The following is a 17,277-nucleotide window of genomic DNA, read 5'->3' as shown; positions in this document are numbered from 1 at the left end:
ACGGGAGAATGTCCCTTTGCCGGGTTCACCGGTAGCGGGCACGAGGGCTGGCCTTGAGGGTAGGGGGCTGTTGACGACTCTGCACGGGCGGTGGCACGTGGGCTTGTCGTTGGAGGGCTTGACCGGGTGAGGGTTCGCGCGTCTGTGCGCCCTGGGCCCCGGGGAGTAGGGCGATAGGGGAGTGGGGGAGCATCTGCTCAGCTGCTGTCTGTCTGTGAGGGGTTGTCATGGGTCTGTCCCGTCGTGTTGTTCCGCTGGTGGCGTTGTCCTGTCTTGTGGTGGCGGGGTGTTCGTCCTCCAGCACGCATTCGGGTGCAGGGGCGGGTGGGAAGAACGGTGCGTCTGCTTCCCGGTCATCGGGTACGACGCCGGCCGGGGGTTCGGTGGGGGCGATTCCGGTGGGTGCGGGGCCGCAGTCGACCTACACGGTGCAGCAGCAGCCGCCCGCGGGCAGCTGTCACTACCGCATGGAGAAGGGTGAGCCTCTTGAGGACCTGAAGTGCAATCCCGGTGCCATCTCTCCGGCGGTGACGCAGGCGAATCTGTCGACGACGATCTGCCGCAAGGGCGGCTACACCAAGAACATCCGTCCGCCGGAGGCGATCACCCGCAAGGAGAAGCAGGCGAACGCCGCCTCCTACGGCTACAAGGGCAGTCTCGGCGACGCCGAGTACGACCACCTCATCTCGCTGCAGCTGGGCGGTGACCCGAACGATGCCCGCAATTTGTGGGTGGAGCCGGCCGACCCGGGTCACAAGCCGGGTTCAGGCGTGAACAATCTCAAGGACCCGGTGGAGACGAAGCTGCACACCGCGGTCTGCTCCGGGAAGGTCACCTTGAAGGCGGCGCAGCAGGCCATCGTCAGTGACTGGACCACCGCGCTGAGCAGTCTCGGTCTGAGCTGACGGCCACCGGGCCGCTGCCGGTCGGTCCCACGGCCAGGTGATCTTCTGCTGTTCGCGCATGTCCCCTGCGGCTCGGCTCCTAGCCGTGGGGCAGCAGCCGTTCGTGAAATGCGCGGGGTGCCCACAACCACGAGAAATTGTTAATACCTGTGGATCAAGCGTTCTATAGACTCCCCGGATGAGTAGCGATCTTCTCCGCCTCACCGTCCTGGGGTGTGCCACGCCCTACGCGACCGTGGACAACCCGTGCTCCGGCTACCTGGTGTCCAGCGGCGGCACTCGGGTCTGGGTGGATGCGGGCAGCGGGACGCTGGCGCAGCTGCAGCGGCATGTCCGGCTCGAAGAGGTGGACGCGATATGGATCTCGCACCTGCATGCCGATCACAGCGCGGACCTGCTCACTGCCTATTACGCGGCGCTCTTCGCGGATATTCAGCTTGCCGCGCCCATCCCCCTGTACGGGCCGCCGGGTATCGCTGACCGGCTGGCCCACTTCCTGACCAACACCTCGACGCGCAGCCCGGTCGAGTCCGCTTTCGCCGTCCATGAGCTGGATGACGGGCATCAGGCGTGTGTCGGCGCGCTCACGTTGACCAGCCGGGCAGTGGCGCATGGCATTCCGGCCTTCGCCGTGCGTATCGAGGCCGAGGGCCGATCGCTGGTCTACTCCGGGGACACAGCACCGTGCGCGAACCTCACGGAGTTGGCCGAGGGATGCGATGTACTTCTGTGTGAGGCCGAAAGCGCCCAGGCGCCGGCCGAGGGCGAACAGGTGCACCACACGCCCGAAGACACCGGCGACACGGCCAGCGCGGCCCGGGCAGGCCGGTTGATCGTCACCCACGTCGGCCGATTCCTCACCCCGCAGCAGGCGGTGGTGCGCGCCTCGGCCCGGTTCGACGGTCCCGTCGACTATGCCTCACCCGGTGCCACCTTCTCGATTGGCTAGGCCGCCACTGCCTTGGGCCGTTCGACAAGGCGGCCGCGTTCGAAGCGGGCTCCAGCGCGGACGAGGGCGACGAGGTGGGGTGCGTTCACGGCCCGCCACCGCTGCTGGGCGGACTCGACGAGCTTGAAGACCATGGCCAGTGCGGCGGCCGCGCTGCCGGCGCCCCGGGTGACCTTCGTTCGCAGGCGGACGGTGGCGAAGGTCGACTCGATCGGGTTCGTACCCGGTATGAACATCGGTGGAGGCCCGTTCTGGTACCGGTAGTGACGGGACGTGGTTCTCGCCGTACGGTGCGACCGTCCGGGCCAGGGGCATCCGGGGATTCAGCATGGGCAGGCCGGTGTTGAACGATGGGCTGTGCGCCCGAGTTAGTAGTTGGCCGCCCCTGCGACCTGCCAGGATGCGCTGCGAGCGCGGATCCGTAGGTGTCGTTTCGCCCAGCTGGTCCCCAGCACGGAAGGATCAGAGGGAGGCGGCCATGGGCCGCAAAATCGGAATGGACATCCACCGCGACTTCGCCCAGATAGCGATTGTCGAGGACGGCCTCCTTCGGGATGCCGGGCAGATCGGCTGCCGCCCTGAGGAACTGCGGGCCTGGGCCGCGACGTTGCGAAAGGACGACGAGGTGGCCCTGGAGGCCACCGGCAACTCCGAGGCGATTGCGCTGTTGCTGCGTCCCAAGGTGGCGCGGGTCGTGGTGTCGAACCCGCACAAGACCAGGGCGATCGCGGAGGCCAAGGTCAAGACCGACAAGGTCGATGCACGGATCCTCGCCCAGCTCCTGGCTGCGGACTTCCTGCCGCCGGTGTGGCTGCCCGACGAGCGCACGAGCCGCCGGCGGCGGCTGATCGCGCGGCGTATGCACGTGGTCCGCCAGCGCACCCGGATCAAGAACCAGGTCCAGTCGATCCTGCACCGTAACCTGATGCCCAGGCCGCCGGTCAGCGACGCCTTCGGCACTCGTGGCCGTGCCTGGCTGCAGCGCCTGCCGCTGCCGGACGACGAACGCGAGGCGGTCGATGCGCTGCTGCGGCAGCTGGACTTCCACGGCACGGAACTGGCCGAGCTGGACCGACGGGTCGCCGTCGAGGCCCTGGACGACCCCGACATCCGCCGGCTGATGACGATCCCCGGTGTCGACGTCAACGTCGCTCTGTCCGTCACCGCGGCCGTCGGCGACTTCGCGCGCTTCCGCTCCGCCGACAAGCTGGTCGCTTACTTCGGGCTCAATCCTCGCGTGCGCCAGTCCGGCGGGCTGCCGGCCGCCACCGGCCGGATCACCAAGACCGGCCGGTCCCAAGTCAGGGGCATGCTGGTGGAGGCAGCGTGGGTGGCATCCCGCTCCCCGGGGCCTCTGCGCGCGTTCTACCAGCGCATCAAGGCGCGGCGCGGTATCCAGGTCGCGATCGTCGCCACCGCCCGGAAAATGACCACCTTGTGCTGGCACTTGGTCACCAAGGGCGAGGACTATGCCTTCGCCCGGCCCAGCCTGGTGGCCTTCAAACGGCGCAAGCTGCAACTGCAGGCCGGCGCCGAGCGCCGCGTCGCCCGCCGCGGCCTGGGTTACGAGTACAACGACAAGGCCCTGCGCCGCCATGAGCGAGAGATCGTCGAGCAACAGGAGCGCGCCTACGCGGTGATGACGGCTCACTGGCAGCCGCGCGGCCCCGCCACTGCATCGAAGAACTCCACGTAAACCCGCCGCAGGGCTTGCCGATTTCATCCGTGGTCCGCAGGTGAATCCAGTGCTCGGCGGGGAAGCCGTAGAACGCCAGCAGCTCGTCCACGCCGTCGGTGACCTTCTTGACGGCCTTGGGGAACTTCGCACCGTATGCCGTCTCGAACGCCGTGATGGCATTGAGCGCGTGGTCGCGGTCCTCGGCGTTGTAGATCTCCTGCAGGGCCTTCTTCGCGCCGGGCTGCGCAGATTTCGGCAGGGCGTTTGCAACGTTGGCGGTCTTGTGAACCCAGCACCTCTGATGGCGGGCTTCGGGGAACACTTCGGCCAGGGACTTCCAAAAGCCCAGGGCGCCGTCGCCGACCGCGAGGACGGGAGCACGCATGCCCCGGCGTGCGCAGTCCCGCAGCAAGTCGGCCCAGGAGTCGGCGGATTCGCGGTAGCCGTCGGCCATGGCGATCAGCTCTTTGGTGCCGTCCGCGCGCACCCCCATCAGCACCAGGACGCACGACTTCGCCTCCCGCAAGCGTATGCGCAGGTGGATGCCGTCAGCCCACACGTAGACGTAGTCGCTGCCCGACAGATCACGCTCGCCGAACGCGGTGTGGTCCGCCTGCCACTGGGCCGTCAGCCGTGTCACGGTCGCTGGTGAGAGCCCGGCGGAGCTGCCCAGAAACTGCTCCAGTGCGGCTACGAAATCGCCGGACGACAGGCCGTGGAGGTAGAGCAGCGGCAGCACCTCACTGATCTTCGGGGACTTGCGGCACCATGGCGGCAGGATCGCCGAGGAGAATCGCTTGCGCTCACCCGTCGTCTCGTCGACGCGCTTGTCGTTCACCCGCGGGGCTTTCACCTCGACCGACCCGGCCGCGGTCGTGACCTTCCGAGGCTGGTGATAGCCGTTTCGGACCACCAGACGATGCCCGCGCTCATCACGCTTGTCGGTCAACTCGGCTATATAGGCGTCGACTTCGGCCTCCAGCGCGGCGGCCAGCATCCGCCTCGCGCCCTCGCGGACGATGTCGTCGATCAGGGAGCCAGCCTCGGTCGTTCCATCGGCATTCACTACGCTCAGCACGGGCGTGCCTTCCCGACCGACGGTGCAACGTCGGCCTGCTCGATGACCAGAAGTCGATCACTCGGGAAGGTACGCCCTCCGCGTCCAACCCGAGGCCGATCCACAGGTCACGAGCATTGCTCGTCCGCCGCGTCGAATCCGACATCGAAGCCGGCCGCATCGCCGCCGGCTGCCAGGCGGGCAAGCGCCACGACCACAGGTGAAGACCGCAGTCACATCAGGTGGTTGCCTGGCGTCGTGCAGCGTGCCGTACTCACCGAACTGAGCGTCCGCCAGTCCTCCGGGTCCACGCCTAGCGATCGGGCTGTCCTGCTCGCGGAGGAGCCGAGTGGTGATAGCCCTGGTCGGCGTCAGACAGACTCCGCGGTCCTCCGCTGCGTCCGCTATCTCGAAACCGCACGTAAGCGGTTGAAATCCATATAGAGTCCCCCTGCACTTGCTCGAACTCAAAGGGGGGTTCCTTTGCGCGCTCGTCTTGCTGTCTCAGCGGTGGCTGTCGCCGTGGCCGGTGTCTTCTTCAGTGCACCGGCCGCGTCCGCGGCGACCCTGCCGTCGACCAACACCGCTCACCACTGCATCCGCCACACCACTGGTGTGTGCGGCTGGACGCACCGTCAAAAGCCCAGGGACAAGTACGAGACCGCGAAGTGCTACGACGCGAGCGTGTCGTACTCGTCGCACTCACAGGGCACCTGCTCCCACCACCACGGCGTCCGCTACTGGTTCAAGTAGACCGCCATGACGCAGGGTGTCTCCCCCGCGGCCTGCGGAGCAGACACCCTGCACGCATTCACACCAGCCCGTGCACCGGCGTCACCTGCGTCGACGAAGCGGCCGCAGGCGTTGCGCAGGGTCGCGGTGTCACCGTGGTCATCCCGCACCTCGCGGCGTCGGCCCTGATGCAGGTCGGCGCTGGTGTCGCGGCCGTATCCGGTGTGGATCCGGACCATGGCCCAGCCGCTCAGCCACACGTGATGGAAGGTGTAGGTTCGGCCCTCGTCGTCGGAGAGGGTCCGACGGCCGAACTAGACGGGTCCCGCGGCGTTCCAGGCGGTCCCGGTGTAGGCCTTGGTGGCGGACAGACGGCCGTTGACGTAGAGCAGGAGCTGGCCGGCGTCAGCGTCGTAGACGCCGACGAGGTGGGTCCACTTGCCTGCCTGAGCCTTGGCACCGTAGGCGGCGGTGAAGGAGGCACTGGTGCTGTCCATCCGACGCGGCCAAGCCGTCCAGGCCACATGACCTGATGACGGCCCACGCTGCCCACTAGGGAGTGTCCGGTTAGAGAGTGACAGGATCCGTCAGACAGCCCCAGGGACGTGTGGTAGTGCAGCGCGATGCTGTACGACTCCCACGCTCGGTCCGTCAGATTACGGAAAGCCATAGTCCCCATCGGATCGTCGGCAGGTTCATGCCGCAGTACCGGGTCGACCTTGTCTGTCTGTGTCACGAGGCGGTGCTCCTGACTGTCATGAGCACCCGCGCGCTGGGCGCCGTGATGAGTACCGACGCCTGTCGCCACTGCGCCCACGGCACCTCTGGGGCGCGGATCCTCGCCGCCCTCGACCTGCTCGACGGCGCCGACGTCGTGCACCTGGCCGCGGCGACAGGCCTGCACCGCACCACGGTGCGCCGCCGCGTGACGTCGCCCTCGCCCGCGGCACCGCCGGCCTGGGGGAACGGCGCCGCAAACGGCACGGAGACCAGCGGCGCCGGTACCGGGAGCGGCTCACCGCACGGACGCAACACGCCGTCGAGCGTCGCCGGTCCGCCCGGCCGCGGCTGCGGCTGGTGCCCGAGGGCGTGGTCGACGAGAGCACGGGCGAGCTCCGCGACACCGCATGGCGGGGGTGGATCATCGACGACCCGTACCGCCCGACCTGGCCGGACGACGGATCCCTCGAGGCGGTGTGCGGATGACCCCGCCACCAGGACTGCACGTGCGGCCCCGCGCCGGACTGCGCAGACGATGCCCACAGGGATTCCGCACCGACCGGCTGGGCGTGTCTCCAACGCTGCGCTTCAGACGGTTCGGCTTCAGCACGGACCTTGCTGTCCTAGCGTGGAAGGCATGACGGTACTGATCGTGGGCGGCAGCGGGTTCCTGGGCGCTGAGCTGGCCCGCCAGGGACGTGCAGCGGGCCTGGAGACGGCCGCCACCTTCCACTCACACCCCGGCGAGATCGCCGGATTGACGTGGCACCGCCTTGACCTGCGCAATCCTGCGAGTCTGCGGGGAGTCCTGGACGCGGTCAGCCCAACGGCGGTCGTCAACGCGAGCAGTGGCGGATCCGAGTGGGCAGTCACGGCCGAGGGCGGGATGCGACTGGCCCAAGCCGCGGCTCAACGGGGCATCCGCCTGGTCCACGTCTCGAGTGACGCCGTTTTCTCCGGCCGCCGCCACGACCTGTACGACGAGACGTGTCTACCCGACCCGGTAACGCCGTACGGGGCGGCAAAGGCGGCGGCCGAGACCGCCGTGCGGCTCCTGGACGTCGGCGCCGTCGTCGCTCGGACCTCGCTGATCATCGGCGATGGTCGCCGGTCCGAGCACGAACGCATGGTGCACGCCCTGGTCGCCGGCACGCGGGACGGGGCCCTGTTCAGTGACGATGTCCGTTGCCCAGTCCATGTCGGTGATCTGGCCGCCGCACTGTGGGAGCTCACCTTGTCCGATGCGGCTGGCGTCTTTCACCTCGCCGGCCCGGACGCCGTCACTCGCCACGAACTCGGCACCCTCATTGCGCAGCGGGACGGCCTCGACGCATCGCTGTTGCCGACCGGCCGTCGCGCCGACAGCGGCCTCCCTGGCGGACTCCGCGTCCGCCTCGACAGCCGCGTCACCCAGGAATACCTGGCGACCCGCCTCCGCGGAGCCCGGGAGTTCCTCCGGCAGCAAAACCGCGACCGATGAACCGACGGCGCGAGGCCAGCCCTCACCGCCCGCCCTGGCGGGCAACACGACCTGCTTGCCGCCACCACCGACGACACCCCTCAGACCCTCGCCCTGACTACTGACTCGGAACCAGCAGGGCCGGCGAGTTCGGTGACGGGTGGGTGAGGAGCCGTGGGAATGCCGAGGGAATCTGGCCGTAGGGCGGTCTCAGAACGCTGTGCGTGCATCGCTGCGCGGATCCCCGACGGGGGTCCGCTCCTCGTAGAGTCCAGATCGAGCAGTGCGCCGCCACGGGCGGGCGCAGCGAACGGCCATGTCGATGTCTTCGTCCTGCGAGTCGAGGTCGATGTCCGCGATCGCGAGGGCAGGTTGTCCGTTCGCGGGACAGCGCGCCAGCCACCTTCCGCCGGGCGCCACGACCCCGGACGGCACCGTAGCGCTGAACTGGGCCGGGATGGAGTAGCCGAGCCAGTAGTTGTAGAGCGTCCCGTACGCCTGGGCGACACGGGCACGGGGCGCGTCGTCGACCATCACCGACAGCAGGACGCAGTCGACGTCCAAGCGCTCGTACTCGGCGAACACCTCCGGGAAGTTGGCCTCGATGCACAGCGCGAAGCCGAACCGAATGCCGTCCACCTCGATGACGAGCGGCTGGTGTCCTGGGGAGTACAAGTAGGACACCTCGGTGTGTGACAGGAACCTCTTGTCGTACCGTGCGACCAGCTGGCCGTGGTCGGAGACGACGTAGAGGCTGTTGTGCGGTCGGTTCGGCGGTGTGAGCGGGTGGATCGATCCGAACACCGTCCACAAGCGGAGCTTTCCCGCCAGCGCGGTGATCGACTCCGCTTCCTCGCGCATCACATCCCACGCGGCACGGCTCCAATCAGCCGGCACCAGCTCGCCGGCCGGGCCCGCCGCCATTACGTGCTTGCTCGGGTAGGTGATCGCCCCCTCGGGGAACTGCACCAACCGCGCACCAGCCTCGGCGGCCTCGACCATCAGGGCCCGGATCTCTTGCCCGGCCGCCCGCAGTGCTCCTCGATCAGTGGGATCCTCCGGCACCGTGCTCTGCGCGACCGCCAGCCGCAATGTCCTGGCCACACTGAGGCGTTCGTCGGGGGCAGAAGTCGTAGTCATCGCTCTCCGATGGGTAGGTGCTTGCTCGTGGGCGCGGTGAAAGGGCGGTCGGCACGGGGCCGAGGTGTCAGTGGGTCAGCTGGACTGGGTCGCCCTTTGCGGGGCCGGGGGTGAGGCGGGTGAAGTGCTCGATCTGGATGATCCGGTTGCGGTCGGCTTCGGGAAGGCGGGCGAGGATGCCGGGCAGGGGCCGCTCGCGTGCGACTTCGCCGCGGTGCGCGAGGATCGCCGCCCACTTCACGTCGACCCAGGGGGTGACGTCGACCGTGGTGGTGGCGTACGCGTCCGGCACCGCGAGCACGGCTTTGCCGACGGCCTCCAGAAGCGGCCCGAGTTCGCCGACACCGGACTCGGGGTGCGTGGCGCAGTACACGACGCGAGGTTGCCAGGGCTCACCTGCTTCAGGGTGAAGGTGCGGGAGGCCCGCATCCTGAGCGGCGAGGAGAGCGGCCTGGTGGGTGCGGCGGTGGTCCGGGTGACCGGTCAGCTGGCCCAGGGCGTCGTGTGTGACCACGATGTCGGGGCGGAACGAGCGGATCTGCTGGACCAGGGCGGCGACCACCTCGTCGAGCGGTGCGTCGACGAGCCGGGGACGGCCGGGAGCCGCCTGCGGGTTGCGGGCATCGCCGTATCCGAGCATGCGAGGGGCGCCCGCGCCGAGCGCCCGCAAGGCGTCGGCGAGTTCGGGAGCCCGCGGGCTGTCGGGCGCCCACGTCATGGTGACGACGGCGGTGCGCGCGTGCGCGGCGGCGTGCTGGGCGAGGACACCGCCGGCGAGGAGGCTCTCGTCGTCGGGGTGGGCGAACACGCCGAGCAGGGACGGCATCGTGGAGGACGCCGCCGTCTCGGGGATCAACTCGTCGGAGTCAGGCACGCTGTCCCCCTGCGGTCGAGAGGCTCAGTGCGCCGGCGGGGGTCCGTTCCGGCCACTGGAGGACAAGCCGTGCGCTGGGCTTGTCGAGCACGTCGCCGGGCGGCAGCTGGTCGTCGGGCGTTGCCGCCGGGTAGACGGTCATCGGCGGATATCCGCTCTCGCGCACGTCGCGGTCCCAGACGCGCACGCACAGGTGCGCGTAGAAGAACCGCGGCTTCAGCACGGCGGACAGCTCCAGCGCCAATGCCGCAGCCTGCTCCACCGGCACGGTCAGCTCGATGATCTCGATCTCAGTCTGGTCGCCCAGCCGGCTCCGGTAGCGGCGGTCCTCCATGCCGGCGGAGGCCGTAGGGAGTGAACCTGCCTTGAGGCTTTCGCCGACCACGACGGCACGCAGAGTGGGGCTGGTCATGTCGGACAGGGTCCTTTCGGTCGAGCGGATAGGGGGAGAGGTGAGGGTCTCGAAGGCGGCCGGCAGGTGCAGGGCCTGATCAGCGGGGTCTCGGCTCTCATGCCGATGGTCGTGCCGGTGATGGCGATGAACGTCGGGCTTCCGTTGGCCCCGTCTGCAGCGGGGTAGCCGCCAGGCATTCGGTTCACGCTGCGCCCTTGGCCACTGGGCTGATCGGACGACGGTGCAGGCGGACGCCGAGCTGGGTCGGCAGATGGTCGGAGAGCCTGGTCAGGTCCGGAACCTCGGGATTGAGCGTGCGGTAGTCGACCACTTCGATGCGTTGACCGGTAACGAGCGCTTGGTCGAGGCGGAGAGGTACTGGCTCGTTGTCGTACCAGTAACCAACGGTGGGCTCCCGCTGAATCGGGATGCTGGCCTGGGGATCGCGCCAGCCGGAGTTCAGCAGCAGCCTGCGAGCCCGCCGGTCCCAGCTCCCGAACGAGCCGTCCGGGAGAATTTCCCGATAACGGTGCCAAAGGTTCCGCGGTATCTGCGCCCAGCCTTCTGGATCCTCCGGCTCGGGATCATTGTCGTCAGGTCCATTGGCATCCATGAGCAGCACGGCGTCCTCGGGCCAGTCGCCGAACTGCTGCCCGTAGTCGGCGAGATGGTGGGCCTCTCTCAGCCGTGTCTCGCCGTCGGCGTACGCCAGGTGCGCACCGAGCAGGAGCAGGCGGATGCCGTCGACGTCGAAGACCGCTCGGGTAACGCCGTGGTGGAAGGCGCCCCGCGCGAGTTCGGTAGCCGGTGGGATCAGGTGGAGCTTGTCGGCGCGGAAGTACAAGCAGCTGTGGTTACGCCCGTCTCCGACGTGGGAGGTCACGTAGGGGAGGGCGGTCAGGCCCGTGGCGTCGGCGAGTTCCCGGAAGCGGCGGTCGTTGTCCTCGTGCCAGCCGGTGGCCTCCATCGCCCAGAACACGTCGAGGTCTTGGATGGATGCGAGAAACTCCAACTGCTGGAGCCGGCGCTCCTCGGTCTTCTTGTCGACGCCTCCGAGTAGCAGGTTCCAAGCGACGATGGTGAGGTCGATCGGGCTGCTGGTACTGGCCATGTGCGTGCTTCTCCCGTTTGTTGTCGTGAGTCGTGCGGTGACCGATGAGTCCTCGCTGCCGGCTGATCAGCCGGTCGTGCGATATGACCTGCGGCTCGTCCCGACAGCGGCAGCGGGCCGATCAGTCAGGTGGGGATAGCGGACAGGGCTGACCGACCCCACGGCGGATGTCGGCGACGGTCCTGCGGCAGGGGTTTGAGATCAGGAAGCGGCCGGAGTGGGAATCAGGCGTTGAGGACCGTGAAGGTGACGGGAGGGAAGCGGCGACCGTTGACCTGGAGGGCAATGGAGTAGGGCCCGGAGACACCTTCCACGTAGCGGTGGAGCGCAGCACGTGATTCTTGGCGAGGTGCAGTTCCCGGCCCGGCTCGGTTGTGCCGCGATGAAGGAAGTACGCCTTCTCGCGCGGCCTTCCGGTTTGCGTCGTTGTGGAGATCACGAACATCACGTGCACCGGCCCCGGGGCGGTGCTCGTGAGAGCGGCGGAGAAGCTGAGGGTGTCGCCGTCGGACAGCTGGTTGCGCTCCATGGTCAGGGGCGTCAGCTCAACCGGCGCATCGTGCGCGTACCCAAGGAACGCGTAGGCCTCCGGCCAGCCCTTCTTCAGCCTGCTACGCAGAGCCTCCCGGGCGATGAACGTCATGTGCTGGCCGGTGGCGCGGCCCGACTCCTTCCACCGCTGAAGGGTGGCGAGCACCAGTTCGGGCTGGTCCGTGGAGAGGTCATGGAGATGGTTGGCGACCGAGGTGCGCACATAGGAACTGGTGTCGGTGTAGAGCTGGTCAAGGACGGGCAGCGCCGCACCGGTGGGCAGGGCGATTCGTGGGGCCCAGGGCAGGCGGGGACGGGTTGCTTCGCTCGCCAGTCGGCGGACCCGATGGTCCTCGTCGCGAGACCACGTCTGGACGGCCTTCATCGTCTCGTCGGGGAAGCTGGCCAGAAAGTGCCTCGCTGCGACCTCGGCCGAGAAGTACCGGGTCAGGCGCGCGAGAGCGGCCAGGGCCTGGTCCAGGTGCTCGGCTGTGCGCAGGTAGCGGGAGACGTAGTCGGAGTGGGGCGAGTAGATGTGCAGGCCGAAGTCGGTGGTCACGCCGGCCGCTTCGGGAGTCGGCGGCAGCGAGCGCAGCAGGACCTCGAGCGCCTCCGGGCCGGTGACCGGAAGGTAGGCGTGCAGGCCCTCGCTGGTGCGGGTGATCCGGTCCTTCAGCTCCAGCCCGGGAAGGTCGGCCATGACCGACCGGGCGAAGCCGTCGGCATCGAACTCGGGGCAAACACTGTGGACTTCGCGGCCGATACGAGCGATGCGCTCGGCGTTGAGTGCGGACTCTTTCAGAGGAACCTTTACGGTCATGGGCAAAACCTAAGGGCGGTTACGGGGGCGGCCTTCGCGTTCCGACCGCAGGTCATCCGGCGGTGTGACGCGAGGTCTTCGGCTATCGGACGACGGCGCGGTACAGCAGCCGGCGGTTGCGGGAGCTGTCGCACGGGGAGGCGGTGTGGAGTGTGGCGAGGTTGTCCCATACGACCAGGTCGCCCTGTCTCCAGCAGTGGCTGTAGACGTATCGCTCGCTGGTCGTGTGCCGCAGCAGTTCGTCGAGCATGCCACGGCTGTCCTGTTGGGACAGGCCGGTGATGCCGCGGATCACCATGGAACCGAGCAGCAGCGAACGGGCGCCGGTGACAGGGTGCGTCAGGACGAGCGGGTGCTCGACCTCCGGGTGGCCGGCGAGACTTCCGGCCGCCACCGACGACTGCCCGCCGCTGGCCTGGCTCTGTAAGGTGCCCAGATGCTCGGCGGAGTGCACCGCGCGCATCTCCGCGGTCCGCTGGCGCATCGCCGGAGGAAGGCCGGCGTAGGCGCGGGTGGCGTCGGCGAAGCGGGTCTCGCCGCCCGCGCCTGGGGTGATGACCGAGTACAGCAGGGTGGCGGCGGTCAGCCGAGGCTTGAAGGAGTTGTCGGCGTGCCACTCCTCCTCCTGGTCGCCGTCGTAGATGCCGATCGGTGTGCCGTCCTGGTGGATGTTGGAGACGATGGTGAGGCCGGGGAAGCCGGGGACCGTGTAGCGGCGGTCGGTGGCGGTGTCGACGGCGCCGAACAGGGAGGCGGCGGCGACCAGGTCGGTGTGGTTGAGGTGCTGGCCGGGCAGGACCAGCACGCGGTGGTGGTGCAGGGCATCGGTGAGAACGCGTGCTGCGGCGGAGCCGGTCGTGCGGGCGAGGTCGGTCTCGACGCGGGCGCCGAATCCGCCGGGCAGCGGGATGATCGCAAGGTCCATCGTGCCTCCGGGGTGGGAGCCGTGCGTCAGAACTGGGGGGACTGGAGGAATGGCGTGATGTCGCGCAGCCCGGCGGAGGCGGCGCACAGCCGCTCGATGCCGATGCCGAGGCCCGCGGTGTCAGCAGGTACGGCCCCGGCCTCGACGGCTTCCTGGGCGAGCTGCTGCTCGTCGTCGTAGAGACCGACGGCCTTCGCGCGTTCGGTGAAGGCATTCCGGTCCGTTTCGTCGGTGTATCCGTGGACGAGTTCGATGCCGTCGACGATCAGCTCGAACCGTTCCAGGACGGCGGTGGTGCCGGCGGCCAGGCGGGCGCATGGCTCGTCGCCGCCGGTCGGGTAGTCGGTCAGGAACACCGCGCGGCCCACGGTGCCAGCCTCGAGTTCGAGGGCGATGTAGCGGCCGAGGACGTCGCGGAACGGCTCGCCCGCGTCGGAGCCGATCCGGACGGCCATGCGCGAGTGCAGGCCGCCGATGGACTCGGTGCGCAGGTCGATGCCGAACTCGTCGTGGACGTGGTCGGCGATCGAGAGCCGCTCGGGGGCGTAGGAGGGCAGGTGCGGCCCGACCAGGCGCCAGGCGAGGTCGATCAGGTCCTCGAAGCCGAGGTGCGCCGCGTACAAGTCGAGCATCGTGAATTCGCCAGCGTGGAGGGCGTCCGGGGGCTCGGGTCGAAAGCACGGGCCGATCTCGTACACCCGTGGGAGGTCGGTGCTCACGTTGACGCGCAGCGCCGGGCCGATCATCGCGCGCAGGTACCGGCCTTCGTGGAGGCCGGCGGGTGCGCGGCGGCCGGGCCCGAGGTCGGAGCGGCGGGCGACGGGGGTGACGAGCTCAGTGAAGCCCTCCACGTGCAGCAGGGTCCGCAGGCCGTGCAGCACGTGGGCTTTGGCACGGATGGGACCGGACAGCGCGGACATGCGTGCCTCCTCTCAACTCAGGCAAGGAAAAAGGAAGTTTGCGAACCGGAGTACGGCTTGGGCGGCGCGCCCTCCTCGGAGCGCCTCAAGGTAGCCGCACGCCGACGCAGCGCAGAAGGCCGCGCGCACCGGCCGAGCGGGCTGGCGCTCGGCGAGTGGCGGCATTCCAGCGGCCCGCATGAGCGTTTCCCCAGGCCAGAGGCAGTATGGACGCAACGGATGCGCAACGCCCCGGCGCACCTGGCGCAACGTCACAACCCGTTGCTGCTGCCCTTGGCACGGCCCTAACGTGATGGCACGGCCACTCGGCGCGACAGCTTCACCAGCGCCCTCGGCGCAGCGCCTGGCCGGCTCCTTCGAGCCGCGCTCATCTCTGGCTCGACCATCCGATTCACCACGCGCGGCCGCAGCATGCCCGCGGCCGAGAGGAGAACACATGGACCAGAAGCTGAAGCTCGGAATGCGCCCGGGCGAGGGCGTCAAGCTCGGCATGCGCCCCGGCGCGGTCGCCGTCAAGCTCGGCATGCGCCCGGGCGTCAAGCTCGGCATGCGCCCCGGCGCCACCGCCTGACCCCGATCGTCCTCATCGGCTGACGTGCTGCTGCCGGTGAGCGGGGCGCCCCGCCCACCGGCAGCAGCTCACGAAAGGCCAATGTCCGGTTCCAGTCCAGTGATGTCCGGAGGAGAGCAGATGGGCAGGCCCAGCCGGTGGTCGGTACGCCGGCGCGAGAAGACACCGAGGCGCACCCGGCACTCGACCGGCGCGTCCGGTCCGGTCCGGCAGGCGCTGGGGCCGGAGCTGATCGGCAAGCTGGAGGGCTTGTGCGGCGCTCCGAGTGTCGGCCTGCGGGACGTCGCGTGCGATGTCGGCGCGATCGTCGTGGCGGCGCTCGTCGGCGCGCTGGCCGGGCACCTCGTCGGGCCGCTGCTCGCGGTGCTGTACATCGGGGTGCGCCAGCGGCACCTGTCGAACCTGGCGCACGAGTGCGTCCACGCGAAACTGCTGGCCACCGCGCGCGGCAACCGCCTGGTGGGGTACCTGCTGACCGGCATGCTCGGCGAGGGGCTTCGGCCCTACCGGGTCACCCACGGGGTGCACCACGCGCAGCTGGGCACCGGAGCCGATCCGATGTTCCAGTCGTACCAGGCCGGGCGCCTTCACACCGTTCGGGTGCCGATGAGCCGGACCGGGTTTGTGCTGCGGGTGCTTGTCAGGGCCGCGCTGTGGCGGCTGCCGACGTCGGCGCTGCGGGTGCTGCTGACCCGCGGCCCGAGGGAGAGCCGGTGGGCGCCAGCCGCCCGCGCGGTGCTGTGGGCGGGCGTCGCCGTCACGTGCTGGTCCTTCGGCGTCCTCCGCGACCTGCTGCTGTACTGGCTGGTCCCGCTGGTGTTCGTGCGGCCAGCGGTCACCTGGATCACCGACCTCGGCAACCACGCCGGGCTGATCGAGAACCGCGACGACGTGTTGCTGCAGACCCGCGGCTGGTCCTCGCACTGGCTCACCCGGCACCTGCTCGGCGGCCACCTCGACGACATGTTCCACCCGGTGCACCACTGGTGCCCCAAGATCCCCTGGCGGCGCCTGCCCGAGGCCACCGCCCTCCTCTCCGAGTGCCTGGAGCGCTGGGACGAGGTGCCGTGGTGCTCCGGCTATTTCTTCCGCCGCCGTTCCACCCCCGAGGTGCCGTGCGTGATCGAGGACGTCATCGCCCGCCTCGTCTCCAAGCCCGCACCCCCCGCGGCCGTGGCCGCCGAACACGCGGCCGTCTGACCGATCCCCTTCATCCTGTCCACGCCCGGACCGCCCCAGTGCCGCCCGGGCGGCACCCCCTTGCCCGTCCGGGCCGTGCCGGCACCCGCCGCCGAGGAGGCGGCCAACCATGACCCATCCCCAGCTCGACCTGCCCACCGCAAGCGTGCACAGCTTCGACGACTTCACCCGGTTGCGCGAGGTCGTCGTCGGCCGCGCCGACCACTACACCGCGCACGACGCCGACCCGACCTGGCGGCTGTTCTACTTCGAGAACGTCGCCCCCCACCTGGCCGACGGACAGCGGCAGATGCCGATCCCGCAGCAGATCGTCGACGAGCTGAACGAGGACGTCGCCGGCTTCGCCGACGCCTTGGCCGGCTGCGGGGTGCGCGTGCTGCGCCCCGCATCTCCGGGCAAGGACGCCGAGGTGTCCTCCCCCTGGTGGAGCAGCGGAGCGACACCACCGCTGAACGTCCGCGACAACGCGATCATCCTCGGGGAGACGATCGTGGAGACCGCCCCACACATCCGCGGCCGGATCTTCGAGAACGACCACCTCAAGCCCCACTTCACCCGCTACTTCGAGCAGGGCGCGAACTGGCTGTCCATGCCGCGCCCCGCTCTCGCCGCCGGCTCCCTCGACACCGCCTACTTCGACCGACAGGGCATCGACGTCACTGCGGCGATGGCCGACGAGGCCGCCCTGCCGATCGACGGCCTGGGCCTGGAGATGGTCTTCGACGGCGCGCAGTGCATCCGCTTGGGCCGCGACGTGCTGTGCAACGTCGCCAACCGCAACCACCAGCTGGCCTACCGGTGGCTGGCCCGCAACTTCCCTGACCTGCGCCTGCACCGGCTGCCGGGGATCGCCGACAACCACGTCGACTCCATCGTCGTGCCGCTGCGCCCGGGCCTGATGCTGCTGCGATCCCCGCAGTACCTGCAGTTCCTGCCGGAGGCAATGCGCGGCTGGGAGGCGATCTACCCGCCGCCGAGCGCTGTGGCCGAGCAGGACTACGACGCGCTCGGGTTCGTGATCCCCACCGCGTCCCGGTACATCGATATCAACGTCCTGTCGATCGACGAGAACACGGTGGTCGTCAACTCGCTCTACCCGGAGCTGATCGAGCTGCTGGAGCAGCGAGGCTTCACCGTCGTCCCTGTCCGGCACCGGCACCGGCGCCTGTTCGGCGGCGGGCACCACTGTTTCACCCTCGACACCGTCCGCGACGGCGGTCTCGAGGACTACCTCGCGACCTGAACGCCAGGCCCGCACCCCAACAAGCCCGTCCGGCCGCCACCTGCGCGG

Annotated in this window: 16 protein-coding genes and 2 pseudogenes; 8 read left to right on the top strand and 10 right to left on the bottom strand. The window is 69.3% G+C overall.

The window, feature by feature from the left end:
• The first annotated feature begins 227 nt into the window (after positions 1-227).
• Positions 228-905 carry a hypothetical protein gene (locus tag IE277_RS36190; protein WP_189957988.1) on the top strand — a complete coding sequence of 226 codons (678 nt, stop codon included), beginning with the start codon at positions 228-230 and terminating at the stop codon, positions 903-905.
• Positions 906-1,083: 178 nt separating this feature from the next.
• Entirely contained in the window at positions 1,084-1,854 is a 771-nt protein-coding gene (locus IE277_RS36185; RefSeq protein WP_189957987.1) for an MBL fold metallo-hydrolase, read from the top strand.
• Here the strand turns inward: IE277_RS36185 and IE277_RS36180 are convergent.
• A pseudogene (locus tag IE277_RS36180) lies at positions 1,851-2,075 on the bottom strand (IS256 family transposase); the annotation flags it as partial. The gene IE277_RS36185 and the pseudogene IE277_RS36180 sit on opposite strands and share 4 nt — an antisense overlap.
• 257 nt (positions 2,076-2,332) lie before the next feature.
• Here IE277_RS36180 and IE277_RS36175 point away from each other — a divergent pair.
• Positions 2,333-3,550: an IS110 family RNA-guided transposase gene (locus IE277_RS36175; RefSeq protein ID WP_373310966.1), complete on the top strand. Its 1,218-nt coding sequence runs from the start codon at positions 2,333-2,335 to the stop codon at positions 3,548-3,550.
• Positions 3,551-3,569: 19 nt separating this feature from the next.
• On the opposite strand, the pseudogene IE277_RS36170 reads toward IE277_RS36175, so the two are convergent.
• Positions 3,570-4,610, bottom strand: a pseudogene (locus IE277_RS36170) (IS256 family transposase); the annotation flags it as partial.
• Positions 4,611-5,099: 489 nt separating this feature from the next.
• On the opposite strand from IE277_RS36170, the gene IE277_RS36165 reads away from it, so the two are divergent.
• A complete protein-coding gene (locus IE277_RS36165) occupies positions 5,100-5,342 on the top strand; it encodes a DUF3761 domain-containing protein (protein WP_229882224.1) in 243 nt (80 codons plus the stop codon).
• 293 nt (positions 5,343-5,635) lie between these two features.
• Here IE277_RS36165 and IE277_RS36160 read toward each other — a convergent pair whose 3' ends face one another.
• On the bottom strand, positions 5,636-5,818 hold the full coding sequence (locus IE277_RS36160) for a LamG-like jellyroll fold domain-containing protein (RefSeq protein WP_189957985.1): 183 nt from the start codon (positions 5,816-5,818) through the stop codon (positions 5,636-5,638).
• Between the two features lie 860 nt (positions 5,819-6,678).
• On the opposite strand from IE277_RS36160, the gene IE277_RS36155 reads away from it, so the two are divergent.
• A complete protein-coding gene (locus IE277_RS36155) occupies positions 6,679-7,521 on the top strand; it encodes an SDR family oxidoreductase (RefSeq protein ID WP_189957984.1) in 843 nt (280 codons plus the stop codon).
• Between the two features lie 189 nt (positions 7,522-7,710).
• Here the strand turns inward: IE277_RS36155 and IE277_RS36150 are convergent, their stop codons facing one another.
• From IE277_RS36150 to IE277_RS36120, 7 genes are all read right to left on the bottom strand, one after another.
• Positions 7,711-8,640 (bottom strand): carbon-nitrogen hydrolase family protein, encoded by a 930-nt coding sequence (locus IE277_RS36150; RefSeq protein ID WP_189957983.1) that lies wholly within the window; start codon positions 8,638-8,640, stop codon positions 7,711-7,713.
• 67 nt (positions 8,641-8,707) lie between these two features.
• Positions 8,708-9,466, bottom strand: a complete 759-nt coding sequence (locus IE277_RS36145) for a PIG-L deacetylase family protein (protein ID WP_189958015.1) — start codon at positions 9,464-9,466, stop codon at positions 8,708-8,710.
• Between the two features lie 40 nt (positions 9,467-9,506).
• Positions 9,507-9,926 carry a hypothetical protein gene (locus IE277_RS47950; protein ID WP_229882223.1) on the bottom strand — a complete coding sequence of 140 codons (420 nt, stop codon included), beginning with the start codon at positions 9,924-9,926 and terminating at the stop codon, positions 9,507-9,509.
• Between the two features lie 184 nt (positions 9,927-10,110).
• Positions 10,111-11,019 carry an endonuclease/exonuclease/phosphatase family protein gene (locus IE277_RS36135; RefSeq protein WP_189957982.1) on the bottom strand — a complete coding sequence of 303 codons (909 nt, stop codon included), beginning with the start codon at positions 11,017-11,019 and terminating at the stop codon, positions 10,111-10,113.
• A 121-nt stretch (positions 11,020-11,140) separates the two neighbouring features.
• Entirely contained in the window at positions 11,141-12,370 is a 1,230-nt protein-coding gene (locus IE277_RS36130) for a YhaZ family DNA alkylation repair protein (protein ID WP_229882222.1), read from the bottom strand.
• A gap of 82 nt (positions 12,371-12,452) precedes the next feature.
• A complete protein-coding gene (locus tag IE277_RS36125) occupies positions 12,453-13,295 on the bottom strand; it encodes a TauD/TfdA dioxygenase family protein (protein WP_189957981.1) in 843 nt (280 codons plus the stop codon).
• Between the two features lie 26 nt (positions 13,296-13,321).
• On the bottom strand, positions 13,322-14,215 hold the full coding sequence (locus tag IE277_RS36120; protein WP_229882221.1) for an amino acid--tRNA ligase-related protein: 894 nt from the start codon (positions 14,213-14,215) through the stop codon (positions 13,322-13,324).
• A 436-nt stretch (positions 14,216-14,651) separates the two neighbouring features.
• On the opposite strand from IE277_RS36120, the gene IE277_RS48995 reads away from it, so the two are divergent.
• The 3 genes from IE277_RS48995 (at position 14,652) to IE277_RS36110 (ending at position 17,229) form a co-directional block, all read left to right on the top strand.
• Positions 14,652-14,786 carry a hypothetical protein gene (locus tag IE277_RS48995; RefSeq protein WP_268252692.1) on the top strand — a complete coding sequence of 45 codons (135 nt, stop codon included), beginning with the start codon at positions 14,652-14,654 and terminating at the stop codon, positions 14,784-14,786.
• Between the two features lie 120 nt (positions 14,787-14,906).
• Entirely contained in the window at positions 14,907-15,986 is a 1,080-nt protein-coding gene (locus tag IE277_RS36115) for a fatty acid desaturase family protein (RefSeq protein ID WP_189957980.1), read from the top strand.
• Positions 15,987-16,095: 109 nt separating this feature from the next.
• The gene (locus tag IE277_RS36110; RefSeq protein ID WP_189957979.1) at positions 16,096-17,229 is read left to right on the top strand and encodes an inosamine-phosphate amidinotransferase 1; all 1,134 of its coding nucleotides are present in this window, start codon (positions 16,096-16,098) and stop codon (positions 17,227-17,229) included.
• Positions 17,230-17,277 lie beyond the last annotated feature (48 nt).

Source organism: Streptomyces alanosinicus (assembly GCF_014650595.1).
Taxonomy (GTDB): Bacteria; Actinomycetota; Actinomycetes; order Streptomycetales; family Streptomycetaceae; genus Streptomyces; species Streptomyces alanosinicus.
The sequence above is the reverse complement of the archived record's forward strand: the minus strand, read 5'-3'. Positions and strand labels throughout refer to the sequence as shown.